This window comes from Phycisphaera sp., assembly GCA_025916675.1.
In the GTDB taxonomy this organism is placed as follows: Bacteria; Planctomycetota; Phycisphaerae; order Phycisphaerales; family UBA1924; genus JAHCJI01.
Genome location: CP098402.1, coordinates 901,735 through 923,976, shown reverse-complemented (window position 1 = coordinate 923,976; position 22,242 = coordinate 901,735). Strand labels below are relative to the sequence as shown.

Genomic DNA, 22,242 nt, shown 5'->3' with positions numbered 1-22,242 from the left:
CTACGAGTTGGGCTGGATCGCGTTCTCTTCGGCGATCGCCCCACGATCCCGACGGACGGTGCGCTCGCAGACATTCAGGATCTCGGCCGTCTGTGGCACTCCGATGCCCTCGAAATGGAGGTGCGCGACGCACTGGCGACGCTCGGGAATCGTCAATTGGCTGGCATTAACCTCGCCCGATTTGAGGTCTGCCAGCAGGCGGAGGACCCCCTGCTCACGAGTCTTCGTGCTGTGATCATTGGCTTCGCTCATGCCGCCTCGCCTTCCCCGGGCTCGACATCCGGTTGGTTCGATACATGCTCCACTCGATACCGCTCGGCGACTTCTGGCTCCACAGCGTCCTCGCCGGCCAGCTTGATATAGCGTCGCACGATCAGATCGCAGTACGCCGGGCTGATCTCTATTGCAAAGCACCGCCGGCCAAGCTTCTGCGCGGCGATCACCTGCTGGCCGCTGCCCGCGAACGGCTCGTAGCAGATCTCGCCCCGACGCGTGTGCTGCCGCATCGGCCACTCGAAGACCTCGAGGGGTTTTGGTGTTGGGTGGTCCGGCCGGTCGGCACCGTTGGGGATCGTGTCGATCTCCCACACCGTCGGGAGTCTTGTTTCATCGCGTCGCGCGGGCGGGCTACCCCTGAGCCAGCCCATGAAGCACGGCTCGTGCCGCCAGAGGTACCAGGTCCGGGTGGGCACGCCCTTGTTCTTCGTCCAGATGATCTGGCAATGCACGAAGGCACCGGCCTTCTCCCAAGCGGCCTCCAGCATCGCCTGCCGCCGGCTGGCGTGCCAGCAGTACCACGCGGCGTTTGGAGCAACCGCCTCTTCCACTGCGGCCCGGACGAACTTCTCGTACAGTTCGGGGTTGGCCGATGCGTCGTCCCAGGTCTTCCCGTAAGAGTCCGACCAGTCCTTTGGCGCGTTCCGCTTCCCCTTCTTGGACCGGCCGCCGGGGTGGTTTGTGCCGTTGTAATCGACGAGGTAGGGCGGATCGGTCGCGAACAACACCGCACGCTGGCCATCCATCAGCATGCGCACCTGCTCGGGATCGGTCGAATCCCCGCAGAGCAGGCGGTGCTGGCTGGCAGGGTCTCGGCCGAGCAGGATCAGATCGCCGGGCCTAGTGACCGGCTCGCTCGACGTATTCGGTACATGATCAACATCCTGCTCATCTTCGACGCCCGTGATGCCGTCCAGCAGCCGATCGATGAGATCTTGTGCTTCATCGACCTCGAAGCCAGTAAGATCGAGATCGACTTCCTCGGAGTCGATGAGCCCATCCAGTAACTCCGCCAGCTTGGTGTCGTCCCAACCGCCCTGGATCTTGTTGAGCGCAAGATTGAGGGCTTTCTCCTTGTCGGGCGTGAGGTCCACCACGACGACGGGATCCTGCGTCTCGCCATTAGCGATCAGGACCTTGAGCCGCTGATGGCCGCCGACAAGATTGCCGGTTTGCGAGTTCCACACGAGGCCGAACTCCTCGACGCTCTGCTGGAGCTTCTGGAATCGTGGATCTTCAGGCTGCAGATCCTCGCGTGGGTTGTACGGGGCGGGGTTGATCGACTCGATGGTGATACTCTTCATGTTCATGTGCGCCTCCTTTTGGCTACATATGAACTAACGCTCGTCATCGCTCGAATGTGCGTGAGCCCGCCGTGACTCACGCGAGATCACGGACCCGATTGCGCGGTGAGCCGCAGATCATCGGGTGGTGAATCCGGCCGGTAGTAGCCCCGGCCCGGCTTGTTTGCAATCTGCTGGCCGGATCGCTTGATCTCGCGAACCCGCTGACGAACGGCCTCTTCGCTTGGCCTGCCAGGGAGCTGTGCCGCAAGTTCCTTGGCTGTCATTGCCTGCCCGTCGAGGAGCTCCCAGACCTCACACTGGCCGTCGGTCATCAGCGTGTCGGTGGTCGGTCGGTCGGGATCCTGATCGCCCGTGGACTCTTCCCGAGAGATCCAGGCAACCAGATCCTCTGGTGGCTCGAGCCCCAATCGCTCAAGCCATCGCATCGCCGTCCCAGCAGAGATCCGGATGGCATGGGAATTGACGTCCACGCCATCCTGCCCCTCGGGTGCCGCCCCCTCGATCTGGGGGGCATCACTGGAGAAGATCAGAAACCAGCAACCGTCTTCGATCGGATTCCCGAAGCCGCTCGCGTCGATCAGCGATTCCGTGCAGCCTGCGCAAGGGCGACCGGGCCATACGCGGCAATTCAGGGCGTTGTCCGTGTCTAGATCCAGCTGGCCGCCGCGATAGATCCCATCTTCGTTGTAGATCTGAATCTTCGTCATCCAGAAGGGTGTCAAGTCGCCTACTTCGAGAGTCGCCATGCCGAGGAAACCGTGTTCCGTATGCTCATGGATGAGGCTGCCTAGCGTGTCGAGCGGCGTGGCAATACACATCGTACTAATACGCCGCAAAGGAGAGAATCACAGCCTAGCTGTTGCATTGCGCCCAAGCAGACCACACAGCTCATTGGGTAACCTGGCCTGCTAGGGATCCTCAGGTTGGTAGAGAAACGGCGACAAGCGCACGATGTCAGTCCACACGATTGATGTGATAATCTCGACGCAGTTGCTTTGACGTGGATACCTGAGCTCGCCGTTTCGAAATCTCCAGTCTTGCGTTCTGAGGGAGCTATGGTCTGGCTGGCCTCACTCAAACGCATAGCTCAATGCGCCAGAGTCGATTCCGATCCGCACGGCTTTCAGGGGCATGCCGTTCATCATCCGCTCGAGGATCTCGCGGCCAACGGTCGGGACTACATGGTTGGTGAGGATGGCATCAATCAGACGGCCGCCGCTCTCGAGCTCGGTGCATCGTGACACCACGTGCTCGAGCACGGCGTCGTCGTAAGTCAATTCGATGTCGTGGGCACCCTCGATACGCTTCTGGATGCGGCGTAGGTGCAGCTTGGTGATCTCGTGCATCATCTCTTCGTTCAGCGGGTAGTACGGGATGACGGCGATGCGGCCGAGCAGCGCGGCTGGGAAGACCTTCAGCAGCGGATCGCGCAACGCATTGGCCAAGCTCTCAGAATCTGGCATGAGCGCCGGATCCTTGCACATGTTCATGATCAGGTCGGAGCCGACGTTTGAAGTCAGCAGGATGATCGTGTTCTTGAAGTCGATCTTGCGGCCCTCGCCGTCTTCCATGACGCCCTTGTCAAAGACCTGGAAGAACAGCTCGTGGACGTCAGAGTGTGCCTTCTCGATCTCGTCGAGCAAGACAACGCTGTAGGGCCGGCGCCGGACCGCCTCGGTCAGCACACCGCCTTCGCCATACCCCACATAGCCGGGAGGGCTGCCTTTCAGCGTGCTGACGGTATGGGCCTCCTGGAACTCGCTCATGTTGATGGTGATGACATTGTCCTCGCCACCGTAGAGCGCGTCGGCCAGGGCGAGTGCCGACTCGGTCTTCCCTACACCACTGGGGCCAGCGAGCATGAAGACGCCGATGGGCTTGGTCGGATTCTCCAAGCCCGCTCGCGAGGTCTGGATGCGCGTGGCGATCAGCTCGAGCGCGTGGTCCTGGCCGATGACCCGCTGGCTCAGCGTGCCCGCAAGGTTGAGGACAGCCTGGATCTGGTCGCTGACCATCTTGCCAACGGGCACGCCTGTCCAGTCCTGGACCACGGCGGCGACGGCTCGTTCGTCCACGCTGGGCAGGATGAGAGGCTGCTCGCCTTGGGCAACGTCTAGCTTCGTACGCGCCTCAGCGAGTTGGGCAACAAGAGCCTCGCGATGGGCGGGGTTGGTAGTCGGGGTCTCGTTCTGAGCCTGCTCGCCTTCGCCTGGCTCGACTTCTTGGGGTTCGTCGAACGTTCTCAGCTCTCCACGGAGCCGGAGGACCTCATCGACAAGGGCTTTCTCCAACTCCCACTCGCGTTCGAGATCGCCGAGCTTGGCACCATCCACCTCAATGCGTTCAGCCAGCTTCTTGGCCCGTTCTCCATGATCGGCTCCGACCGATTGCTCCCGGCCCAGGATCTCCAACTCGTCCTTGAGCGCTTCGATCCGGCGACGGGTGTCTTCAACGCGCGCCGGGATGGCGTGCTGCGCCGTGGCTACCCGCGCAGCTGCGGTATCCAGGAGGCTCACCGCCTTGTCGGGCAACTGCCGGGCGGGGATGTATCTGTGGCTGAGCGTCACGGCGGCACCGATCGCTTCGTCGAGCAATTCCACTCGGTGGTGTCGTTCGAGGGCTCCGGCCATCCGCCGGAGCATCACCGTGCAGGACTCTTCCGAGGGTTCCAGCACCTGCACGACCTGGAACCGCCGGGTGAGTGCGGGGTCTTTCTCGAAGTACTTCTTGTACTCGGCCCACGTGGTCGCCGCGATGGTGCGCAGCGTGCCACGGGCGAGCGCTGGCTTCAGGATGTTGGCCGCGTCTCCCGTACCGGCAGCCCCGCCCGCACCGACAAGGGTGTGGGCCTCATCGATGAACAGGATGATGCGCGTGGGCGAGGCTTGCACTTCCTCGACAACTTGCTTGAGCCGCTCTTCGAACTCGCCCTTCATGCTCGCACCTGCTTGGAGCAGCGTGACGTCGAGGGCGAGGAGCCTTACGTCCTTGAGCGCGGGCGGCACGTCGCCCTTGGCCAAGCGATGGGCGAACCCCTCGACAACGGCGGTCTTCCCCACGCCCGCCTCACCGGTGAGGATGGGGTTATTCTGGCGGCGGCGCATGAGGATATCGACGACCTGGCGCGTCTCGTAGTCGCGTCCGACGATGTCATCGATGTCACCGGTGCGAGCCCGTTCGGTGAGATCGACTGTGAAGCGCTCGAGGGCTTCCTGCTTGCCCATCTGGGCGGGAGCCATTGCGCCGCTGGATTCGCCCGGCAATCCGGCTGCCCCGGGGCCGGAATCCGTGCCGTCTTCGGGGGAACCCGCGATGATGTTCGAGAACGAATCGCCCAAGTCCTCGCCACTAATCTTCGAGAACTCGGAAGAGATGGCAGCGATGACGTTCCGTAGCGATCTGGTTTTCAGCAGACCAAGCACGATGTGGCCACTACGCACCTTTTCTGCCTTGAACATCAGCGACCCGTACACCCACGCCCGCTCGACCGATTCCTCGAGGTGGGCCGAGAAGTCCGAGATCGACGTTGCGCCTCGTGGGAGCCGGTCCAAGGCTGCGGTCAGGTCAGCGGCGACCCGGGACGGATCGACTTCGTAGTGCCGCAGGATACGGTGGATGTCGGTGTCTTGCTGGTTCAGCAGTTGGCTCAGCCAATGCTCAAGCTCAACGTACGGATTGCCGCGCAGCTTGCAGAACACCGTGGCACCCTCGACGGCCTCGTAGCATGTCTTGTTGAGCTTTCCGAAGAGCGCGGTACGACTAATCTCGGCCATCGGTCTGACTCCTGTCGGCTTTCGAAACGGTTAGAAATGGGTGGACGTGCCGTCCACGATGAGGTCATCCAGTTCTCGATCGGGGAGTGTGGCACCGACCCAACAATTGTGCCCGAGCGAGCACGATCCGCCTAGAGACGCGGGCTCGAACGCGTCGGGGGCCAGCACAACCTGTAGACTCCACGTCAAGTGCGATCCGCCGAGCAACCGAACCCAGGCTTGGATACGCTCGTGCAAGGAACCGCCGGGCAAGAGCCCGATCAATTGCTCACGCTTCACTGGTCCGACGCGTATCCGGAACGAGCCGGCGGGATCCCACACCCGGGATCCCAAGACTCCGGAACGTCCCAGTTGGGCCATGCCGAGACTTGCCTGCGCGGAACAATCGATCGAGAGCCAGCCGCCAGCAAATGGCCTTACCTGAACATCAACTCCAAGATCCTCGGCAAGCACTGCACGCAGCACTTCCGAAGAACCGGTGCCCCGAGATAGCAACCTCGCGAAGTGAGCGCGCGCGGTTGTCGATGGTCCACTCGGGCAAGCCCCGGCATCGACCCTGCCGAGTACGCCGGCCATGCTGGCGTAGCGGTGCTGTAGCGAGTCATCGTCTTGGTCAGCGGCATACCCGGGCGCGGCCTGTTGCCACGCGCGGAAGAAGAGCGCAATGAGCCGATCTTGTAACACGTTGAGAAAAGGCAGCAGGGCCGAGTCGTCGTCATCATCACGATGCACCCGATCCGTGAGGTGCAGCGGGAGCGGGCCGTTAGGTCCTAGGAGACCCATGAACTGAACCGCAACTACGGTAGTACCTGCTTGTTGGCTGACCACCTCCGCGGTCGAGCGTGCGAATGCCAACGATGCCGGTTGCGTGAAACGAGCGACATCTTCGTTCACAACCGCGGCTTCACCGATCGACGGCTTCGTTGGGTGCTGCCGCGCAATGGCACGGATCAACGCGTAGGGATCATCGTGATGACCAGCCAGGTTCGCCATTACCGATGTGCCTCTAGTCCTGGGTCGGCAAGGTCGATCGGATCCTGGCCGTTCGTGGAGAGTCGCAGATCGACGAACGAGTTCATTGGCGCATGGCAGGACAGATACCGAGACATCACCCGTGCAAAGAGCAGTATGCTGGCTCCCTCGAACGGCACCGGGTCAACCTGGACCACCGCCCTGCTCCCCGAGACCAGGGCACTCCGGGTCTTCGCGCCGAACGCCCGTGTCCAGGGTTCAACTGTGAGTTTTTGCAGGCCGGCTATGAGACCCTCGACCGTGCGATCGTCGCTCGGTGCGAGCGATCGCCAGCGAGACTGTAGGATCGCGCGGCCGGTGGGCCCGGATATCGGCGTTCTCGACGCCGATACCGCAGCCGACGACGCGAGCGCACTCATGCCGAAGCTGCGCGGCGGGCGCGGCGGCGTGGGCCCGTGGACGAATCGCATGGATGACAGCGGGGCCATGTCACTGACATCGATGTCGCTGCCGTGAGCGTTGCGTCGGATGAGTAGCGGCAGGTCCCGGTTGGTCGCGAGCGTGCGGATCGAGAGCAAATGAGGAGCACTAGTGCTACCACTCTCTCCAATGACAGGACTGACCACAGCAAGAAATACATCACTACCGCAATAACTCGTTCGGGCCCCGCGTCGCCGTTCGGCTTCGCTACGAACCCTGGTAGTTCGACGCAGCACATGACCCGGTACCCGGACCGGATACCGGGCGAGGTTCGCAAAGATGGAGTCCATCGCTACTGATTCGAGCCCGGGACCGGCTCCCGAAACCTCAAGCACGGTGTGGATCTCATAGTCCTGGGGTCGGACACGGTCGGCCTGCACGTGATACTCGTGCCGCCGATCGGAGCACAAGATCGGGTCCGCCCGACGCGGGAATAGATTGATGCACGCGGCGCAATTGATAGCGACCGACTCGGCGTTGATTGAGCGAGCGAGTTGGGCGTCGTCGTCGGGCAACTCGAGCACGAGCCGGGTGGTCCCGCTGGCCTTCTGAATGGCTTCCCGCCACCCGTGGATCGAGACACCCAGGAACCGCTGCGGAAAACTCAGGTATTCCTGAACCAGGCGGTCGCCTTCATGCCCACCGGCATCGCTTGGCAGCATCGATTCCGAAGCATCCAAGCCGATTGGGGTTACACTCAATGGACAACGAACACCACCAGCATCAGTTTCCGCGAATGCCCGAGTTCTTGGATTGGTCAGGAGGTCGTAGAGCCGCCACGACGACTCGCCGGCTTCGGTCATGTAGAGTCTGAGCGACTCGGGAGCATGCGTGGCGACTCCGGACCAAGCGTGACCGTTCGTGGTTTCGATCGAGATCTCAAGGACCGCATCGGAATGTCCCGTCGATCGCATGGCACAATCCAAAACGCGGATCGGCTGCACCTGGACTGGCTCGACTACGCTAAACGTCACGCTCTGGTCGAGCCCGACAACGGGGGCTCGCAACCGGGTACCGCGGTCGATGTGCAGGCCGCCTGCGGGCAGGTTAGCGTCCGAGTCGAGGTCGAAGCGAACAACGGCTGCGGAGGGCGTCTGCTTGTCGCACCCAGGGACGAGTGTCGCGAGTAGATCGTGCGCGATTCGTTCTTCTTGAGCCTCCAGCTTCATGTCTACCCGGGCGGCTAGAAAGGCCACGCCCTCGATGAGCCTCTCGACATGCGGATCGATGGTTCCCGGCACGAGCTGCGCGAGTTGCGGTGCAAGTTGCGGATACGCTGTGCCTAACTGCGCCGAGACGGCGTCAAGCCACGAGAGCCGTGCCGCATAGCTTTCAAGCATCGCTTCACGCATCGGTACGTTCCCGGGTCTGTCGGTGCTCCCCGATCGCACACCGGCCGGTTTCCAGATCGAACGTCGTCCGTAGGAACAGTGGCTCGGACACCGGCCCGACCCAGAGTTCGCCGCTGATCTCCACGATGAGCGCGTTGCCCGCCGAGTTCTCATCCCTGCTCGCTCGCAAGGAGAGCGACCCAGAGACAATCCTGGGCTCGAACCTGCGGATGGCCTGGAGCATGCGCCGCTCGATCTCGACGAGCGACACGCTCGACAGGGTTGTGCCAACGAGATCGGGCGTGCCGAGGTTCAGCACCGAATTCACGACCCGTGGCCACTTGTGCTCATCGGCTTCTTGGAACATCGCCGGCGTGTTGAGCAATACTTCCAGGTCTTGTAGCACCGCTTGCCGGTATGCCAGGATCGAGACATCGCCGCGAGACTGCACGCGATCGAGAAGACAGGGCAACGCGACATCGCGATGGGAACGCCGCACCTTGTCACGGCCCCGATCTTGTGCATCAGGTCGTGCCATGATGGAGCGTGAGGGTGCGAATCGCCAATAGCGGATACTCGCCTGCGTCGGTCACCAGGATGCGCTGGCCGAGACCCGTGTAGCAGTCGTCTGAACCGGCCTGCCATTCGGTCTTCCGGCCAAGGAGCATGGGCCCATCGTCGTGGGCGACCGTGCCGGCATACCGCGTCGGCACGAGGGCAACCGCTTCGCCGCCGTTGGACCATGTTATTGAGGCCGGCTGCCAGACTACGTCTCGCAAGTCCGTGGCTTCTTCGAACTCGATCGAACCGATGGCGGTGAAAGGAACCCAGAAATACCGCCCATCAACAACCAACTCGAGCATTGGGCCGAGGCGGCTATCCGCATCGGCGATCCACTCGAACGCTTCTCCGTTTACCTCGCCTGCGGCGGTGGGAGCGGCCTCCAGTGCTTTCCCACGCAGTTCCGCGGCGCGGCTCGATTCTCCAGTCGCATCGAGGCGGCTGGCTTCGATGAGTTGGGCAACCCATTCCTCGGGTTCGCCGAGCACGAGTGGCTTTCGCTCCCCCTTGAACACTGCTTCCCGCAGGGCTTCGCACTGTAGAGCGGGGAGGTAGATCTTGGCCAAGGCGTCGTTGGCTCGGTCCATTTCACCGGCGACCCGAAGCTGCGTCAATGCCCGATCCCACTGACCGAGGACCGACAGCAGTTGGAAGAGAAACACCCGATGCTTAGCCGAGGCCGGATGCGAACGCACCTCTTGCTCTAGGGCGTTGAGCGCTTCGCGCGGCTTGCCTTCTTTGATAAGTTGCTCGGCTTGCACGGATCAACCCATTTCTGTAGATGTCCACGCTGCTGGGATGCAACAAGGCCGATAAAACGGGCTACGCCGATGCGTTCTCAAGCGTGCTCCAACCAGATTGCATCGCAGCGCCAGTCTTGCCGCCACCCTTCGGATCCGTGGGTGTGTACTCCCAGTGGATCTCGCCGTAGCGGAAGCAGACCTCTTCAACGGGGATCGAGTCGTCACCGGCGGCACGCCCTATGGGCGAAACCTCGCTAATAATGGCGTCTTTCAGGGTGAACTGCATGAACTTGGTCTTGTCGCCCATGGCACGGCACAACTCGATCTTGACTTCCGGGATCGGCTTGCCGTTGCAGCAGTGCAAGGCCAAGCCTGGGGTAGCGCTGTCGAGGCGTTTGGTGATCTTGAAGTCGGCGTGGTCGGCCCGGCCGCCTGCGTGCGTGCCCTGGGCGCTCCCAGTGCCGCCGGTGGGCTGGTGGATGCGATGCTGGAAGCCGAGGATCTCGATCCACTCCTTGTGCGCCTTGTCGGTGCTGTCGCCCTTGATGCCTTCCACTTCCATGAAACCGTCGAACGGCATGGTGAATCTCCTGCTGCCCTATGACCAGTGGCCGCGAGGCGTGCGTATGTGTTTCCTACCGCCCTGCCGGGCATCAGCTCTTGATGGACGGCAGCTTGGAGACCAGTCGCAACGAGACCGTGAGACCCTCGAGTTGGTAGTGGGGTCTCAGGAAGAACTTCGACGAGTAGTACCCCGGGTTACCCTCCACCTCCTGCACCGCGACCTCGGCCGCAGCCAGGGGGCGACGGGCCTTGGCTTCCTCGGAAGCGTTCCCCGGATCCGGCTCGACATACTGCATGATCCAGTTGTTGAGCCACTTTTCCATGTCTTCTCGTTCCTTGAAGGAACCGATCTTGTCTCGCACGATGCACTTCAAGAAGTGCGCGAATCGGCAGGTCGAGAAGAGATACGGGAGCCGTGCGCCAAGGCTGGCGTTCGCCGAAGCATCTGAATCGTCGTACTCGGCGGGCTTGTGCAGGGTCTGGGCCCCGATGAATGCGGCGTAGTCGGTGTTTTTCCAGTGCGAGAGGGGGAGCAAGCCGTTTTGGCCCAGCTCGGCCTCGCGGCGGTCGGTGATCGCGATCTCGGTCGGGCACTTGGAATCGACGCCGCCGTCGTCGGTCGGGAAGGTGTGGCACGGCAGGCCCTCGACCATGCCGCCGCTCTCGACGCCGCGGATTCTCGAACACCAGCCGTATTGCTTAAAGGCTCGCGTGATGTTCGCGCCCATCGCGTACGCGGAGTTCGACCACACGTATTTTTCGTGCTGGTCGGCTTCGGTGTCTTCCTCGAAGGAGAAGTCCTCGACCGGGTTGGTCTTGGCGCCGTACGGCAGACGGGACAAGAACCGCGGCATGGTCATCGCGATGTAGCGTGAATCGTCGGACTCGCGAAGGGAACGCCATGCGGCGTACTCGGCGGTCCCGAAGATCTTCGTGAGATCGCGGGGGTTCGCCAGTTCCTGCCACGAGTCCATGTTCATCAGGCGCGGGCCGGAAGCCGTGATGAAGGGGGCATGGGCCGCCGCCGCGATCTGGGCGATGCCACCAAGCATCTCGACGTCCGGAGGCGAGTGGTCGAACTCGTAGTCACCGATGAGCATGCCATACGGCTCGCCACCGGGCGAACCGAACTCCTGCTCGTAGATCTGCTTGAACAGGGGGCTCTGGTCCCAGGCAGCGCCCTTGAATTTCTTGAGCGTCTTGCCGGCTTCCTTCTTGGAGACGTTCATCACCCGGATCTTGAGCGTCTCGTCGGTCTCGGTGTTGCTCACCAGGTGGTTCAGCCCGCGCCAGGTGCCCTCGAGCCTGGCGAAATCGGGATGGTGCATGATCAGGTTGAGCTGCTCGCTGAGCTTCGCGTCGATCTGGGCGATCATCGCCTCGATCGTCTTGATCACGTCGTCGCTGATGACCACCGAATCGGACAGGGCCTGCTCGGCCAGGGTCCGGACGGCGGCGTCAATAGCCGACTTGGCGCCATCGCTCTTCGGCTTGAACTCTTTCTGGAGCAGTTGCTCGAACTCGGAGGGTGCGAGAGTCTCGCCTGCGGCTTCTTGTGGTTGGGCCTGGGGATCGGTCTCAGCCATCGTTCGAGCCCTCCTGCGCATCATCGGGTTTTGGTGCCGACGTCAATGCACTCAAGAGTGCCGGGTCGTTCAGGGCCTTGGCGACCAGTTCCTCCGCTCCGCCCTTGCCATCCATGTATGTCAGGAGGTTGGCGAGTTCGGTGCGAGCGGTGAGCATCTTGTTGAGTGCCCCGACCTTCCGGGCCACCGCAGCGGGCGAGAAATCGTCGAGGCTCTCGAACGTGATGTCGACCGCGACGTTGCCCTCGCCAGTGAGCGAGTTGTCGACTTGGAAGGCCACCCGGGGCTTGGCCGCCTTCATCCGATCATCGAAGTTATCGATATCGATTTCCTGGAACGACCTCTGGTCGACGCTCGGAAGTGGTTCTTCGGGCTTGCCGCTCAGGTCGGCCATCACGCCCACGATGAACGGGAGGTTGATCTTCTTTTCCGCGCCGTACAATTCGAGGTCGTACTCGATCTGCACACGCGGGGCCCGGTTGCGAGCAACGAACTTTTGACTGCTTGCTTTCGCCACAGCTTACCCCCTTTGCCAACTGGGCCGTACAACGTAGGACCACACAAGCCTGCAAGAATATCCACTGTAGCCTCCTACGGCAACGGGTAAAGCCTAGCCTGCGGCGGGCGGTAAGCGGGATTGAAAGTCCCCAGATCTGGATCCTTGACTCGCGGATTCGGCATGGAACGGCAACTACTGGAACGATACAAACAGGAGTTGCGTTGGCTGCGGAGCCGCGCCGGCCTCTTCGCCGCCGAGCACCCCGACGCGGCGGCCCGGCTCGGCATATCGGACGATGCCTGCTCGGACCCGCACACCGAGCGACTGCTCGAATCCACCGCTTTGCTTGCTGCCGGGGTACAGCGCCGGATCGACGGGGCCTGCCCGGCGGTATCTTGCGGCATACTCGATGCCTTCGGTCTCGCGGCGAGTCCGGTGACGCCGTCTTTGGTCCTGGCGCGAATGACACCCACGCCCGATCTCGACCCCGGTGGCTTCGTGGTTCCGAGAGCGGCGGCATTCCAGGCCACGGTTGCGGCTTCTTCCGAGAGTTGTATTCTCACTACTTGCCAGGACATGACGCTCAGACCGATTACGATCACCCGGTCGACCGAGCATGAGCAGGATATTGCCCGCCTGTCGCTGCCGATACGGGCACGCGGGGCCCTGAAGCTGGAGTTCAAGCGCATCGGTGAAGCCACACTCGCTGATCTCGGAGTCGAGGAACTCACACTCCACGCAATCGGACCTGCTGGGGGGGCGGTCCACGCCGCGCTGCTCTCGCCGAATACGCGACTCTTCGCCAGAAGCGCTCCCGACCCGGCGTGGGTTGAAGTCTCGATCGGCCTGGCTGACATGACTCCGTCCATAGCCGCAGGCGATGCACACTCACGATCAGCCCAGGATGCTCTAGCCAGGGAGTGCCTTGCATTGCCGGAACGCTTCCGAGGCGTTTGCATCGGCGGCCTCGCCAAGGTATGCCAGCACGCCAAAGGGAGCACCCTTGAGATCGTGGCGGCGTTCGGCGCCCCACCTCGAGATCTGGCGATTTCTGCCCCCATCGAACTGGCGTTGCATTGCGTGCCGCTCGCCAACGTGTACCGAAAGCGATTCGAACTCCGCGTCACGTCGAACACGAACGAGTTGTGGGTCGATAAAGCTCGCCCTGATCGATACGACATCGTCGCGATTGACGAGGTCAGGACACTCGACGAGAAACGAAGCGAGATCCCCCGCTTCGGAGCGGCTGTTGATGGAGGGCGTGCCATGTTCATGGACCGCCGGGTTGCCCGTTGGGATGGGGCAGGCGAGCGCGGCGCCTCGGCCTACCACCTCGACTTCGTGCTCGCCGACGGGTCGGCCGCACACACGGGCTCCCAGAAGCTCTCAGTGAGCGCTCTGGTCACCGATGGCGCGGTGATGGCCGCTTCGGCAGGCAGACTCGTCATCGAACCGGCAGAATCATTTCCAATTGCAAGCATCGAATCGGTCAGTGATTCCAGTCCAGCATCCGCGGTGCTCACCGACGGGGAAGAAGCCTGGCTGCGGAACGCACGAGCGACCGCCCAGCCGCTCGCCGACGGCGCGACCAGTCTCGCGCACTGGTTCCGCGGCCTTGATGCCACCGAAGCCGCCAATACATCACTCCTCGCCCGGGGAATCCTCGGCACTCGCGTCCGCCCGGCACGATCGGTGTCCGCCCGTGGCATCTCCCATGGCATCGAGGTCGAACTCCAGCTCGGGGCCCCGATCTCAAATACCGATGGATCGGCCACCCTCGTTGGGTCGTTGCTCCATCGCGCGATCGCCTGGCGATTGTCATGGAATGCCTTCATCCGCACGGTGGTGACGTTGGATAGCGAAGAAGTCGCCCGGTTCTGCAGCGAGCGTGGGCACGATCCCGTGATCTGATCCAAGCCGAGGGCGGGTGTAGAATGGTCGGACTCTAGGGGGTGAATCATGATCTACGATGACGCGGACTTCGTCACTCTCCATGAGGCTCCCGATGCTCTCGATGGGCTCTACGTCCACCTCGTGCGGGGCAGTGAGTCGCTCGGGCGCGCGTTCTCGTACACCATTGGCCTGTTTGGTACACCGATCGCTGCAGATGTGACTCTGGGCGAGATCCTCGGACGACGGTTGACGCTTGCGATCAAAACAAGCGAGAACGGTGTTGATCTTGATGGCAATCCCCTCCCCAAGGTACGCTACCTTGGTGGCATGATCCGGCGGTTCTGGCAGCTCGACGCCGAGACACACGGCATAGAGGACCACGTCGTGTATGAGCTCGAGTTGGTGCCGACGATCGGGACTCTGGAGACCCGGACGAACTGCCGTATATTCCAGGATCGCACCACCCTCCAGATCGTGGATCTGGTGCTCGCAGACCACGGTATCGAGTCGGATCGAGACGCGTCCAGGCTCGGAGATACCTGGCCATGGAAGCAACGCGACTACTGCGTGCAGTTCAACGAGACCGACCTTGCGTTTGTGCAGCGGTTGCTCGAGGAAGAGGGCATCGCCTACTTCTTCGAGCACACCAAGGACGGCGACAAGCTCGTCCTGGCAAGCGAAGAGGCTCACTACACCGCGTTCAATGAGCCCTACGAGGATCGGCAGGCGCGGATCGACGACGATACGCTCGACTCGTTCGCCGGGAAGTATGACACGCTGGAACTCAACCGGGCCGCATCGCTGTCTGGCGAATCTCTCTCGAGTTGGTGCCGCCAGTGGAATCGCCGCCCATCGCGCTACGAGTCGATGGACTTCGATGGGAAGCGAACCCCGGCGGCGTCCCAGGTCATCCGGCTCCAAAGCCCCGACGATGACTCCACGAACGGCCCGGGGACCCAATACGAGGCGTACGCCGGTCTGGCCCGAGAGGAGGGCGAGACCGATACGAGCGATACAAGCTATCTCGACACGATGGCCAGCATCAGGCTCACCGAGCTTACCAGCAAGGGCGAGAGCTGGATGGGCAAGACACGCTCGCGCGGGGTTGCCACCGGGTACCGTTATGAGATCCAAACCGCTACGGAACTAGGGACGTACCTCGTCGTCAGGGCCGAGTTGCTTATTCAGCGTGTGCGGAGCACTGGGACGAGCTTCCAGTCTGCCGAAGTACAGCCGACCGCCATGGTGCCAGAACCGGGTACAAACAACACCTCGTGGATCCACGAAGCCACACTCGAAGCCATACATGCCACGGTCCGTTACGTGCCCGACCGCGTCACGCCTCGCCCAACGATGCACGGACCCCATACGGCGTTCGTCGTCGATGACAACGGCGAGTTGCCCCCATCAGACCAGGACAAGACCGAACCCGCGAGCATGGACAACCACGCCCGCGTGCGGGTTCGGATGCACTGGAATCTCGATCCCGAACTCGACGAGCAAGACTCTCCGGTCATGGTCGGCTCGAACAACCCCAGATCGCATCCGTGGCCGACGTGCTGGCTCCGGGTCGCACAGCCGACGGCAAGCAAGGGATGGGGCTCATGGAATGTACCACACATCGGCGACGAGGTGCTGGTGTCGTTCATCAATGGCGACCCGGACCGACCCGTGATCACGGGACGGCTCTATAACGCCGCACGGATGCCCGGCGCAGAGATGCCGAGCGAGCCGGTCCCCGATCCTAGAAACCAACCCCGCAGCAACCACATGCAGGTGATGAGCGATGTCGGGGGCAACCACCTGGTGATGAACAGCGAGTCTGGGAAGGAACAGATCCTACTCCACTCGCCCCAACCCAGCGGCAGCGGTTCGCAAGTATGGATCGGTGGCGAACGCAAGATCAACCTGACGTATGTTAGCGACATCTTCGGAGGCTCCGGAGCAACGCCAAAGGACCGTGGCGGCATCGGCCTGTATAGCGATGGCGACTACACGGTCAAGATCAAGGGCAACGATGTCCAACAGATCGACGGCAACTCCTTCGATATCGTGACGGGCATCGACTATGGACTCGCGATTGGCGGGTCTATCGAGGCCACCATTGGGCTGGACATGAGCGCGTTTGTGGGCATCCAGGTCGAATATGTTCTTGGGCTGCTCTCGTACGAGCAGAATGCCAGCCTGAAGTATTCGGTGACAGCCGAGAAGGGGTACGGCTTCAACCTCAAGGACGCTGGCGAGGAAACGCGCGGCGCGCACGAGATCTTCGGCGGCGAAAAGGTCGTCATGGGTGGCGGCGGCACCGTGCCCCCGTTCCCCACGCCCGCAAAGGCCGCGATGATGGCTATTCCGCTGGCCCCACTCATCGCCAGCGCGCGATCAAAGCTCACAGGTAATACCGTGATGCCAAAGGCGTACAAGTCGGCGATCGTCCTTGATGCGGATGGGGCGACGCTTCGCTCGAATCTCAGTGGAGCAGACGGGGCCGATTACTTCAAGACAAAGGCGGCCTCGCACGATGGCTTTGGGCGCGTCACAGTGCTAGCCGACGGCTCGATCACGATCCAGACCGATGGCGGGACCATCAAGATCTCGAAGAGCAAGGGCGTCGAGATCACCGCCGCGGATCCGATCACCCTCTGGTCGAGTAAAGTCATCGAGCTAAAGGCGAAGGAGATTAAACTCACAGGCAAGGTCACCGCGAACGGCATGCAGATCGGTGCGCCGCCCGCACCACCACCGCCCACCGAGGCCCAATTGGCCAATACACCGACCGCGCTAGCAGACGATGCTCTCCAAGCAGTTCGTGGCCTGTTTAACCCGTAAGTGTTTGTACGGCGTTCTTGGAGTGGCGCCGTGTTCCGGAATCTAGCATGGAGATCCAAAATCTCACCCCGATGCCCTTCGCCATGATGCATGGCCGGCTGGGGTTCCCTGCGCATTCGCTGAGCCTGATCGTCCGGGGCACGTTCAAGCTTGTCGAGGGCAAGCCCGCCGAAGCGCTCGAAGAACAACCGGCCATTGGCGGCGACGTACTCGACGACCAGGATCGGCTGCGATACGAGGGCGAGTTCGTGCCCTTCAAGCCCAAGGCCGACCTCCTGCTCGTCGGCCACTGCCATACGCCCAGCGGCCAGGCGTTGCAGTCCTGCCCGGTCCTGTTCCGCGTCGGACAGACCGAGCGTCTGCTAGGCGTGTTCGGCGATCGCCGGTGGCAGAAGAAGATGTTGGGCCTCGTGCCGATCCGGTCCGACCCCGAGCCCTTCACCACGATGTCTATCACCTACGACCGAGCATTCGGTGGAGCAAACTCAAAGGCCAATCCCATCGGCATCGGCGCAAACAGCGAGCGGGAGCATCGCCTGCCGAACATCGAAGATCCGCACGACCTCATCGGCAGCCCGACTCACTCCCCCACCCCCGCCGGCTTCGGCCCTTTGCCCCGCGACTGGGCCCTCCGCTCGGGCAAACTTGGCACGTATCGCAAGGACTACCTGCAAACACGCTGGCCCTGGTTCCCCGAGGACTTCGACCCAACGTATTGGAACGCCGCCCCACCGCCGATGCAGGTGGACTACCTGAAGGGCGACGAGCGCGTCTACCTCCAGAACCTCGTGGCCGACAAACCCGAGTTCGATGGGACACTGCCCGGCCTACGGGTGCGGTGCTTCGTGACGCGCAAACCCACCGAAGAGAGTGACGAAGAGGGTTCGCAGGAGGTGCCAATGCACCTCGACACGCTCTGGGTCGACACCGACGAGATGGTTGTGACGCTCGTCTGGCGTGGCCATACCACCGTCACCGACGAGGAGCACGAGGAAATCGACCACGTCCTCATCGGCAGCGAGCCACTGGCCCAACCGCCGAAAGCCGAAGCCGAATGGATGGCTGCATCAGATACCCAGGTCGCCGCCGAAGAGGCACCGTTCGTGCCCGAGCAGCCACCCGCCGAAACTGCCCCACCGCCCGAAGCACCGAGCCAGAGCGGCCTTACCGAACAGCAGGCCAAGGAGATTGCCGAACAGGTCGAGGAACACATGGCCCAGTCTGGCATCGATGTGGAGGCACTGGCCGCCAAGCCACCTTCCTTTGAATCTCAAGTACCCGCGATGCAACACGCTGGCCTCGACGACCAGACCATCGAAGAGTTGCGTGAACTTCTGGCCGAACTCAGCAACACGTCCGCCGACGCAGCCCCTGAAGCGAGCCCGGCCACTATTCCCCTTGCCGAGCAGTTGGGTGCCCACGCCGCCAAAGGATCGAGTTTGGCCGGCGTCGATCTGAGCTCGCAGTCCCTTCCCGGCGTGAAACTGCCAGCCGCGGACTTGTCGGGCGCGCGCCTGCAGGAGGCGGATCTCTCCGGCGCAAAGATGCCTGAGGCGAAGCTACCCGCCGCACAGGCGTCGCAAGCCAAGTTCACTGGTGCCGACCTTTCCGGGGCCGACCTCACCGGTGCCGATCTAAGCGGCGCTGACCTTTCCGGAGCCAATCTGTCCGGAACATGCCTCGACTATGCCGACCTGAGCAGAGCCAACCTCGCCGACGCCAATCTTTCGGGAGCCTCCGCCGTCAGTGCGATCTGCCCCGAAGCGAATCTTGACAACGCGAACATGTCAAAGGCAAATCTGACCTCGGCGGATCTCGCCGACACCTCATGCCAGAATACGAACTTCCGCGGCGCAACGATGATCGATGCCTGCATTGAAAGAGCGAACGCAACTCGATCTTGCTTCTGTGAGGTGCTCGGTGATCGACTGCGGGCAAACGGTGCCGTGTATACTCAGGCAGACATCAGCCTGGCACAGCTCTCCGAAAGCCAATGGGAAGGTGCCGACCTGAGCAACGCGAAACTCGACGGCACCAAGTTCGTGCGCGGCAACTTCGCCAAGATAAAGGGCCAGGATTCGACATGGATCGCCGCCGACCTTCGTGGACTCCGCTTCTACAAGGCCAAACTCGTCGCCGCCGATCTGTCGAGATCCAACCTTATGGAAGCCTCGCTCGAGCGTGCGATCGCCACCAATGCCAAACTCGACGGCGCAAGCCTGTACGGAGCCGATCTGTTCGAGACCAAACTCAATGGCGCTTCACACACTGGCACCGATTTTTCGGGCACGAGCCTTGCCTCGGGGAGGGCCTGAGTGGACACCCCCGTGCAGAACCAGGGTTTTAACGCGGCGGAGTTCAAGGAACGCACTGAAGCCGTGTGCCCACGCACCCGCGAGGAGGTCGAACGGTTCGCGGGTGAATCGGCGTTGCATCCGGGTGCGATTGTCGCCGACCTCGATCTGTCAGGCATCGACATGTCCGGCTGGTCTCTCGATACAGTACGATTCGAGCGTGTGAGGCTCACCGGATCTCACGCGGCCGGAGCGAATCTGATTGGTTGCGAGTTTGTAGAGTGCGATCTCCAAGAATCGGACTTCTCGAATGCCGTCTTGATAGGTTCGAGATTCATCGATTGTCACGGTGCCCAGAGCAATTTCTCCGGCGCGGTCCTTGTACAGGCAATTTTTCGGTCGCGCCCGCCCGCAGAACAATCACCGACGCCACTACCCGAGCCGGTCCAAAGTAGCGTCGTAGCTGCCGCCGCCGAACATGCGAAAAGCAGCCGAATGAACTTTCTTCCTGAAGCTCCGACCTTCGAGAGTGCGAGCTTCGTCGGCGCAGATCTATCCGGAGCCGTGGTCGATCACATGCGATTGGGGTCGATAGATGGAACGAATTCGGCACTCGTAGCCACCGTATTCTCAAACTGTGAATTAGCCCGGGCAAACCTGACGTCGGCACGCGCGACCAGAACTCGCTGGGATTCGTGCGATCTCACTGACGTTGTTTTCAATGACGCCAGCGTCCAAGACGCAGATTTTGCCCAAAGTACTCTAGCCGGAACCAATTTGTCGAAGGCTGAACTTCAAGGCGCACGGTTTGATTGTTGTGCCATCAGCCGAACTGTCTTCCCAAGCAGCTTAGAGCGCTGCTCGTTCCCAGGCACCGATGTCCGAGGCCACAACATGGAGGGCTGCGATCTTTCCCACTGCGACCTCAGCGATGCGATACTCGGCGGCAACTCGCTTCGTGGGGCAACGCTTGTGGGAGCGCAGTTAACCAGAGCCCAACTTGCCGGAGCCGACCTCTCACAGACCAACCTGTCACATGCCGACCTCTCTGACGCTGATCTATCTGGTGCCATCCTGGCCGGGTGCACGCTCGAATCGACCAATGCGGACGCCGCCGACCTATCCGGAGCGGTCCTTACCGACTCGTTCATCACCATGAGTACCTTTGTTGGGGCGAGTTTAAAGGGCACATCACTCGCCAATGCCTCGATCACCCGATCGGTCTTCACGGATGCCCTATGGTCGAACGCTAATTTGAGTGGCACCCGCATAACCGAATCCGACTTGTCGGGAGGCAACCTCGACGACGTGCGATTCCGCGGCACCGAGATCACGCTGTCTAACCTCGAACATGTTTCGCTCAAGACAGTCGCGATGCGAGGGGGAAGCCTCGCGAACTGCAATCTGTGTGCCGCCGACGCAAGCGGGAGTGATCTCTCGGGAGTCGACCTCAGCGGCGTGCGAGCACTGAGTGCCAACTTCGCCGGAGCCGTGCTCACCTCGGCCAACCTGACCAACGCCCAGTTTCTGGACGCCAACCTTGCGCGAATCAAACTCGACAATGCCATCTTGGATGGCTGGAACGCGACGGGAGCAGTTGCAGCTTCGGCGTCGCTCCTTGGTGCTCGTGGCCAAGGGATCCAATTTGTGGGGTGTAATCTTGGCAATGCGAAACTCGACAACGCCCAGATTCCGTACGCCAACTTCGCCCACGCGAATATTCGAGCCGCAACGTTCGCCGGCACCGACATCTCTGGCTCTAACCTGCATCGCGTCGAGGCGGACGGTGCCGTGTGGGCGGGCACGAGTCGTGATAGCGTCCGCGAAACCGACCCCGCGCTGGCCCAGGCCGAAGACTTTTCAACGGATTCATGATTTTGGAGCATGCCCCGATGAACCCTACCCAGACGTACCCAGCCACACCCACACCGATGGCCGTGCTCTCAACAGCCGAGAACGGGCGTCGCATCCGTGTTCAGGACCCCGATGGCAAAGCTTTGTGGGCAGTGAATGCCGCGTCAACTACGTGTGTTCGGGGCGACTCGGCGTTGGTCGTGACCGCGTCGAACGGCGAGGGATACGTAATCGGAATCATCCCCGGAGAGTCACGCACCCGAGTTGAGTTCGATGGCAGCACGATCCGAGTACTGGATATCAATGGCCAAGCCGTACTCGAGTACGACGAGCATTCCTCCAAGGTACGACTCGTTGGCATTGGCGACTTGGAAGTCGCAACGCCTGCGGGCGATCTGACGCTGGCGTCCGGAAAGCGTGTACACATCTCTGGAGGCACTGGCATCGATCTCGTCAGCGCTGGCATGGTGCGCACGATGACGCCTCGTGCTTCGACAATTCTTGGCTCCGGGGAGTATCGTGTTGGAACAGAACGGCTCGACATCGCTGCCACAACCACGAACGCCAGCGTTGGCCAGTTCTCGATCGCCGGCACCAGAGCTTCCGTGGTGTTTGGCTCGGTACGTGCCTCTGTCGATCGGCTGGAGAGTATTTCAAGTACGGTCATCTGCCGTACGCAAGACTTTTTCTCCGATGTATCACGCCTCGCCCAGGCAACGGCTTCTCGTATGCGTCTGGTGGTCCAAGAGGGCTTCTATCTTCGGAGTGGACGCACCCACATGCGTTCGCAGCAAACCACGCGTATTGATGGTGCCAAGATCCATCTCGGCTGAGTTTGAGCTAACCCATACTCAACGCCTGGGAGTGATCAACCGATGTTCCCCGCTTCAACAACCATGGCCGGACAAGTCATCGCCATGCCGAACGTGTGCCTCACGCCCACGCCAGTAGGCCCAGTCCCGATCCCCTACCCAAGCATCGCGATGCTGCCGCAGGCGACCCAAGTATCCACGAAAGTGACTTTCGGCAACAAGCCCGTCGTACTGCTGCAATCGCAGACACCCTCGACCACCGGCGACTCTGCCGGCAGCAACGGCGGCGTGATGTCGGGCGTGTTCATGGGACCAGCGGTCTACAAGAAGGTCAGCGCCAAGGTGCAAGTTGAAGGGAAAGGCGTTGGCTACCAGACCGGAATGATGGGCCTCAACGGGAGCAACCCCAACGTGCCTGCGTTTGCCCAGAGCGTCCCCAGTCAGTCACTAATCCTCGTCAGCCCATAA

The 22,242-nt window shown here is 61.9% G+C and carries 17 protein-coding genes; 6 read left to right on the top strand and 11 right to left on the bottom strand.

All coding sequences use genetic code 11. The annotated features are described in order from the left end of the window. From NCW75_03935 to tssB, 11 genes are all read right to left on the bottom strand, one after another. The gene (locus tag NCW75_03935) at positions 1 to 252 is read right to left on the bottom strand and encodes a helix-turn-helix domain-containing protein (GenBank protein UYV13439.1); all 252 of its coding nucleotides are present in this window, start codon (positions 250 to 252) and stop codon (positions 1 to 3) included. Beyond that, positions 249 to 1,586, bottom strand: a complete 1,338-nt coding sequence (locus NCW75_03930; protein ID UYV13438.1) for a hypothetical protein — start codon at positions 1,584 to 1,586, stop codon at positions 249 to 251. Before NCW75_03930 ends, NCW75_03935 begins: the two co-directional genes overlap by 4 nt. 80 nt (positions 1,587 to 1,666) lie before the next feature. Then, positions 1,667 to 2,401, bottom strand: coding sequence for a hypothetical protein (locus tag NCW75_03925; GenBank protein UYV13437.1), 735 nt, complete (start codon positions 2,399 to 2,401; stop codon positions 1,667 to 1,669). Positions 2,402 to 2,653: 252 nt separating this feature from the next. Then, the gene (gene tssH, locus NCW75_03920; GenBank protein ID UYV13436.1) at positions 2,654 to 5,356 is read right to left on the bottom strand and encodes a type VI secretion system ATPase TssH; all 2,703 of its coding nucleotides are present in this window, start codon (positions 5,354 to 5,356) and stop codon (positions 2,654 to 2,656) included. A 30-nt stretch (positions 5,357 to 5,386) separates the two neighbouring features. Next, positions 5,387 to 6,349, bottom strand: coding sequence for a type VI secretion system baseplate subunit TssG (gene tssG, locus NCW75_03915; protein UYV13435.1), 963 nt, complete (start codon positions 6,347 to 6,349; stop codon positions 5,387 to 5,389). Then, the gene (gene tssF / locus NCW75_03910) at positions 6,349 to 8,160 is read right to left on the bottom strand and encodes a type VI secretion system baseplate subunit TssF (GenBank protein ID UYV13434.1); all 1,812 of its coding nucleotides are present in this window, start codon (positions 8,158 to 8,160) and stop codon (positions 6,349 to 6,351) included. Before tssF ends, tssG begins: the two co-directional genes overlap by 1 nt. Beyond that, complete coding sequence (tssE, locus tag NCW75_03905) at positions 8,153 to 8,677, bottom strand: type VI secretion system baseplate subunit TssE (GenBank protein ID UYV13433.1); 525 nt, start codon at positions 8,675 to 8,677, stop codon at positions 8,153 to 8,155. The genes tssF and tssE overlap by 8 nt, the downstream gene beginning before the upstream one ends. Further along, positions 8,664 to 9,461 carry a hypothetical protein gene (locus NCW75_03900; GenBank protein ID UYV13432.1) on the bottom strand — a complete coding sequence of 266 codons (798 nt, stop codon included), beginning with the start codon at positions 9,459 to 9,461 and terminating at the stop codon, positions 8,664 to 8,666. Before NCW75_03900 ends, tssE begins: the two co-directional genes overlap by 14 nt. 61 nt (positions 9,462 to 9,522) lie before the next feature. Next, the gene (locus NCW75_03895) at positions 9,523 to 10,023 is read right to left on the bottom strand and encodes a type VI secretion system tube protein Hcp (GenBank protein ID UYV13431.1); all 501 of its coding nucleotides are present in this window, start codon (positions 10,021 to 10,023) and stop codon (positions 9,523 to 9,525) included. A 73-nt stretch (positions 10,024 to 10,096) separates the two neighbouring features. Continuing rightward, positions 10,097 to 11,593 (bottom strand): type VI secretion system contractile sheath large subunit, encoded by a 1,497-nt coding sequence (tssC, locus tag NCW75_03890; GenBank protein ID UYV13430.1) that lies wholly within the window; start codon positions 11,591 to 11,593, stop codon positions 10,097 to 10,099. Then, the gene (tssB, locus tag NCW75_03885; protein UYV13429.1) at positions 11,586 to 12,110 is read right to left on the bottom strand and encodes a type VI secretion system contractile sheath small subunit; all 525 of its coding nucleotides are present in this window, start codon (positions 12,108 to 12,110) and stop codon (positions 11,586 to 11,588) included. The genes tssC and tssB overlap by 8 nt, the downstream gene beginning before the upstream one ends. Positions 12,111 to 12,272: 162 nt before the next feature. Here tssB and NCW75_03880 point away from each other — a divergent pair, with 162 nt between their 5' ends. The 6 genes from NCW75_03880 to NCW75_03855 all read left to right on the top strand — a co-directional run bounded on the left by NCW75_03880 (position 12,273) and on the right by NCW75_03855 (position 22,242). Continuing rightward, positions 12,273 to 14,003 carry a type VI secretion system baseplate subunit TssF gene (locus NCW75_03880; GenBank protein ID UYV13428.1) on the top strand — a complete coding sequence of 577 codons (1,731 nt, stop codon included), beginning with the start codon at positions 12,273 to 12,275 and terminating at the stop codon, positions 14,001 to 14,003. A gap of 48 nt (positions 14,004 to 14,051) precedes the next feature. Beyond that, positions 14,052 to 16,814: a type VI secretion system tip protein VgrG gene (gene vgrG, locus NCW75_03875; protein ID UYV13427.1), complete on the top strand. Its 2,763-nt coding sequence runs from the start codon at positions 14,052 to 14,054 to the stop codon at positions 16,812 to 16,814. Between the two features lie 47 nt (positions 16,815 to 16,861). After that, positions 16,862 to 19,129 (top strand): DUF2169 domain-containing protein, encoded by a 2,268-nt coding sequence (locus NCW75_03870; GenBank protein UYV13426.1) that lies wholly within the window; start codon positions 16,862 to 16,864, stop codon positions 19,127 to 19,129. Further along, a complete protein-coding gene (locus tag NCW75_03865) occupies positions 19,130 to 20,983 on the top strand; it encodes a pentapeptide repeat-containing protein (protein ID UYV13425.1) in 1,854 nt (617 codons plus the stop codon). Between the two features lie 179 nt (positions 20,984 to 21,162). Then, positions 21,163 to 21,795, top strand: coding sequence for a DUF3540 domain-containing protein (locus NCW75_03860; GenBank protein ID UYV13424.1), 633 nt, complete (start codon positions 21,163 to 21,165; stop codon positions 21,793 to 21,795). 42 nt (positions 21,796 to 21,837) lie between these two features. Continuing rightward, positions 21,838 to 22,242: a DUF4150 domain-containing protein gene (locus NCW75_03855; GenBank protein ID UYV13423.1), complete on the top strand. Its 405-nt coding sequence runs from the start codon at positions 21,838 to 21,840 to the stop codon at positions 22,240 to 22,242.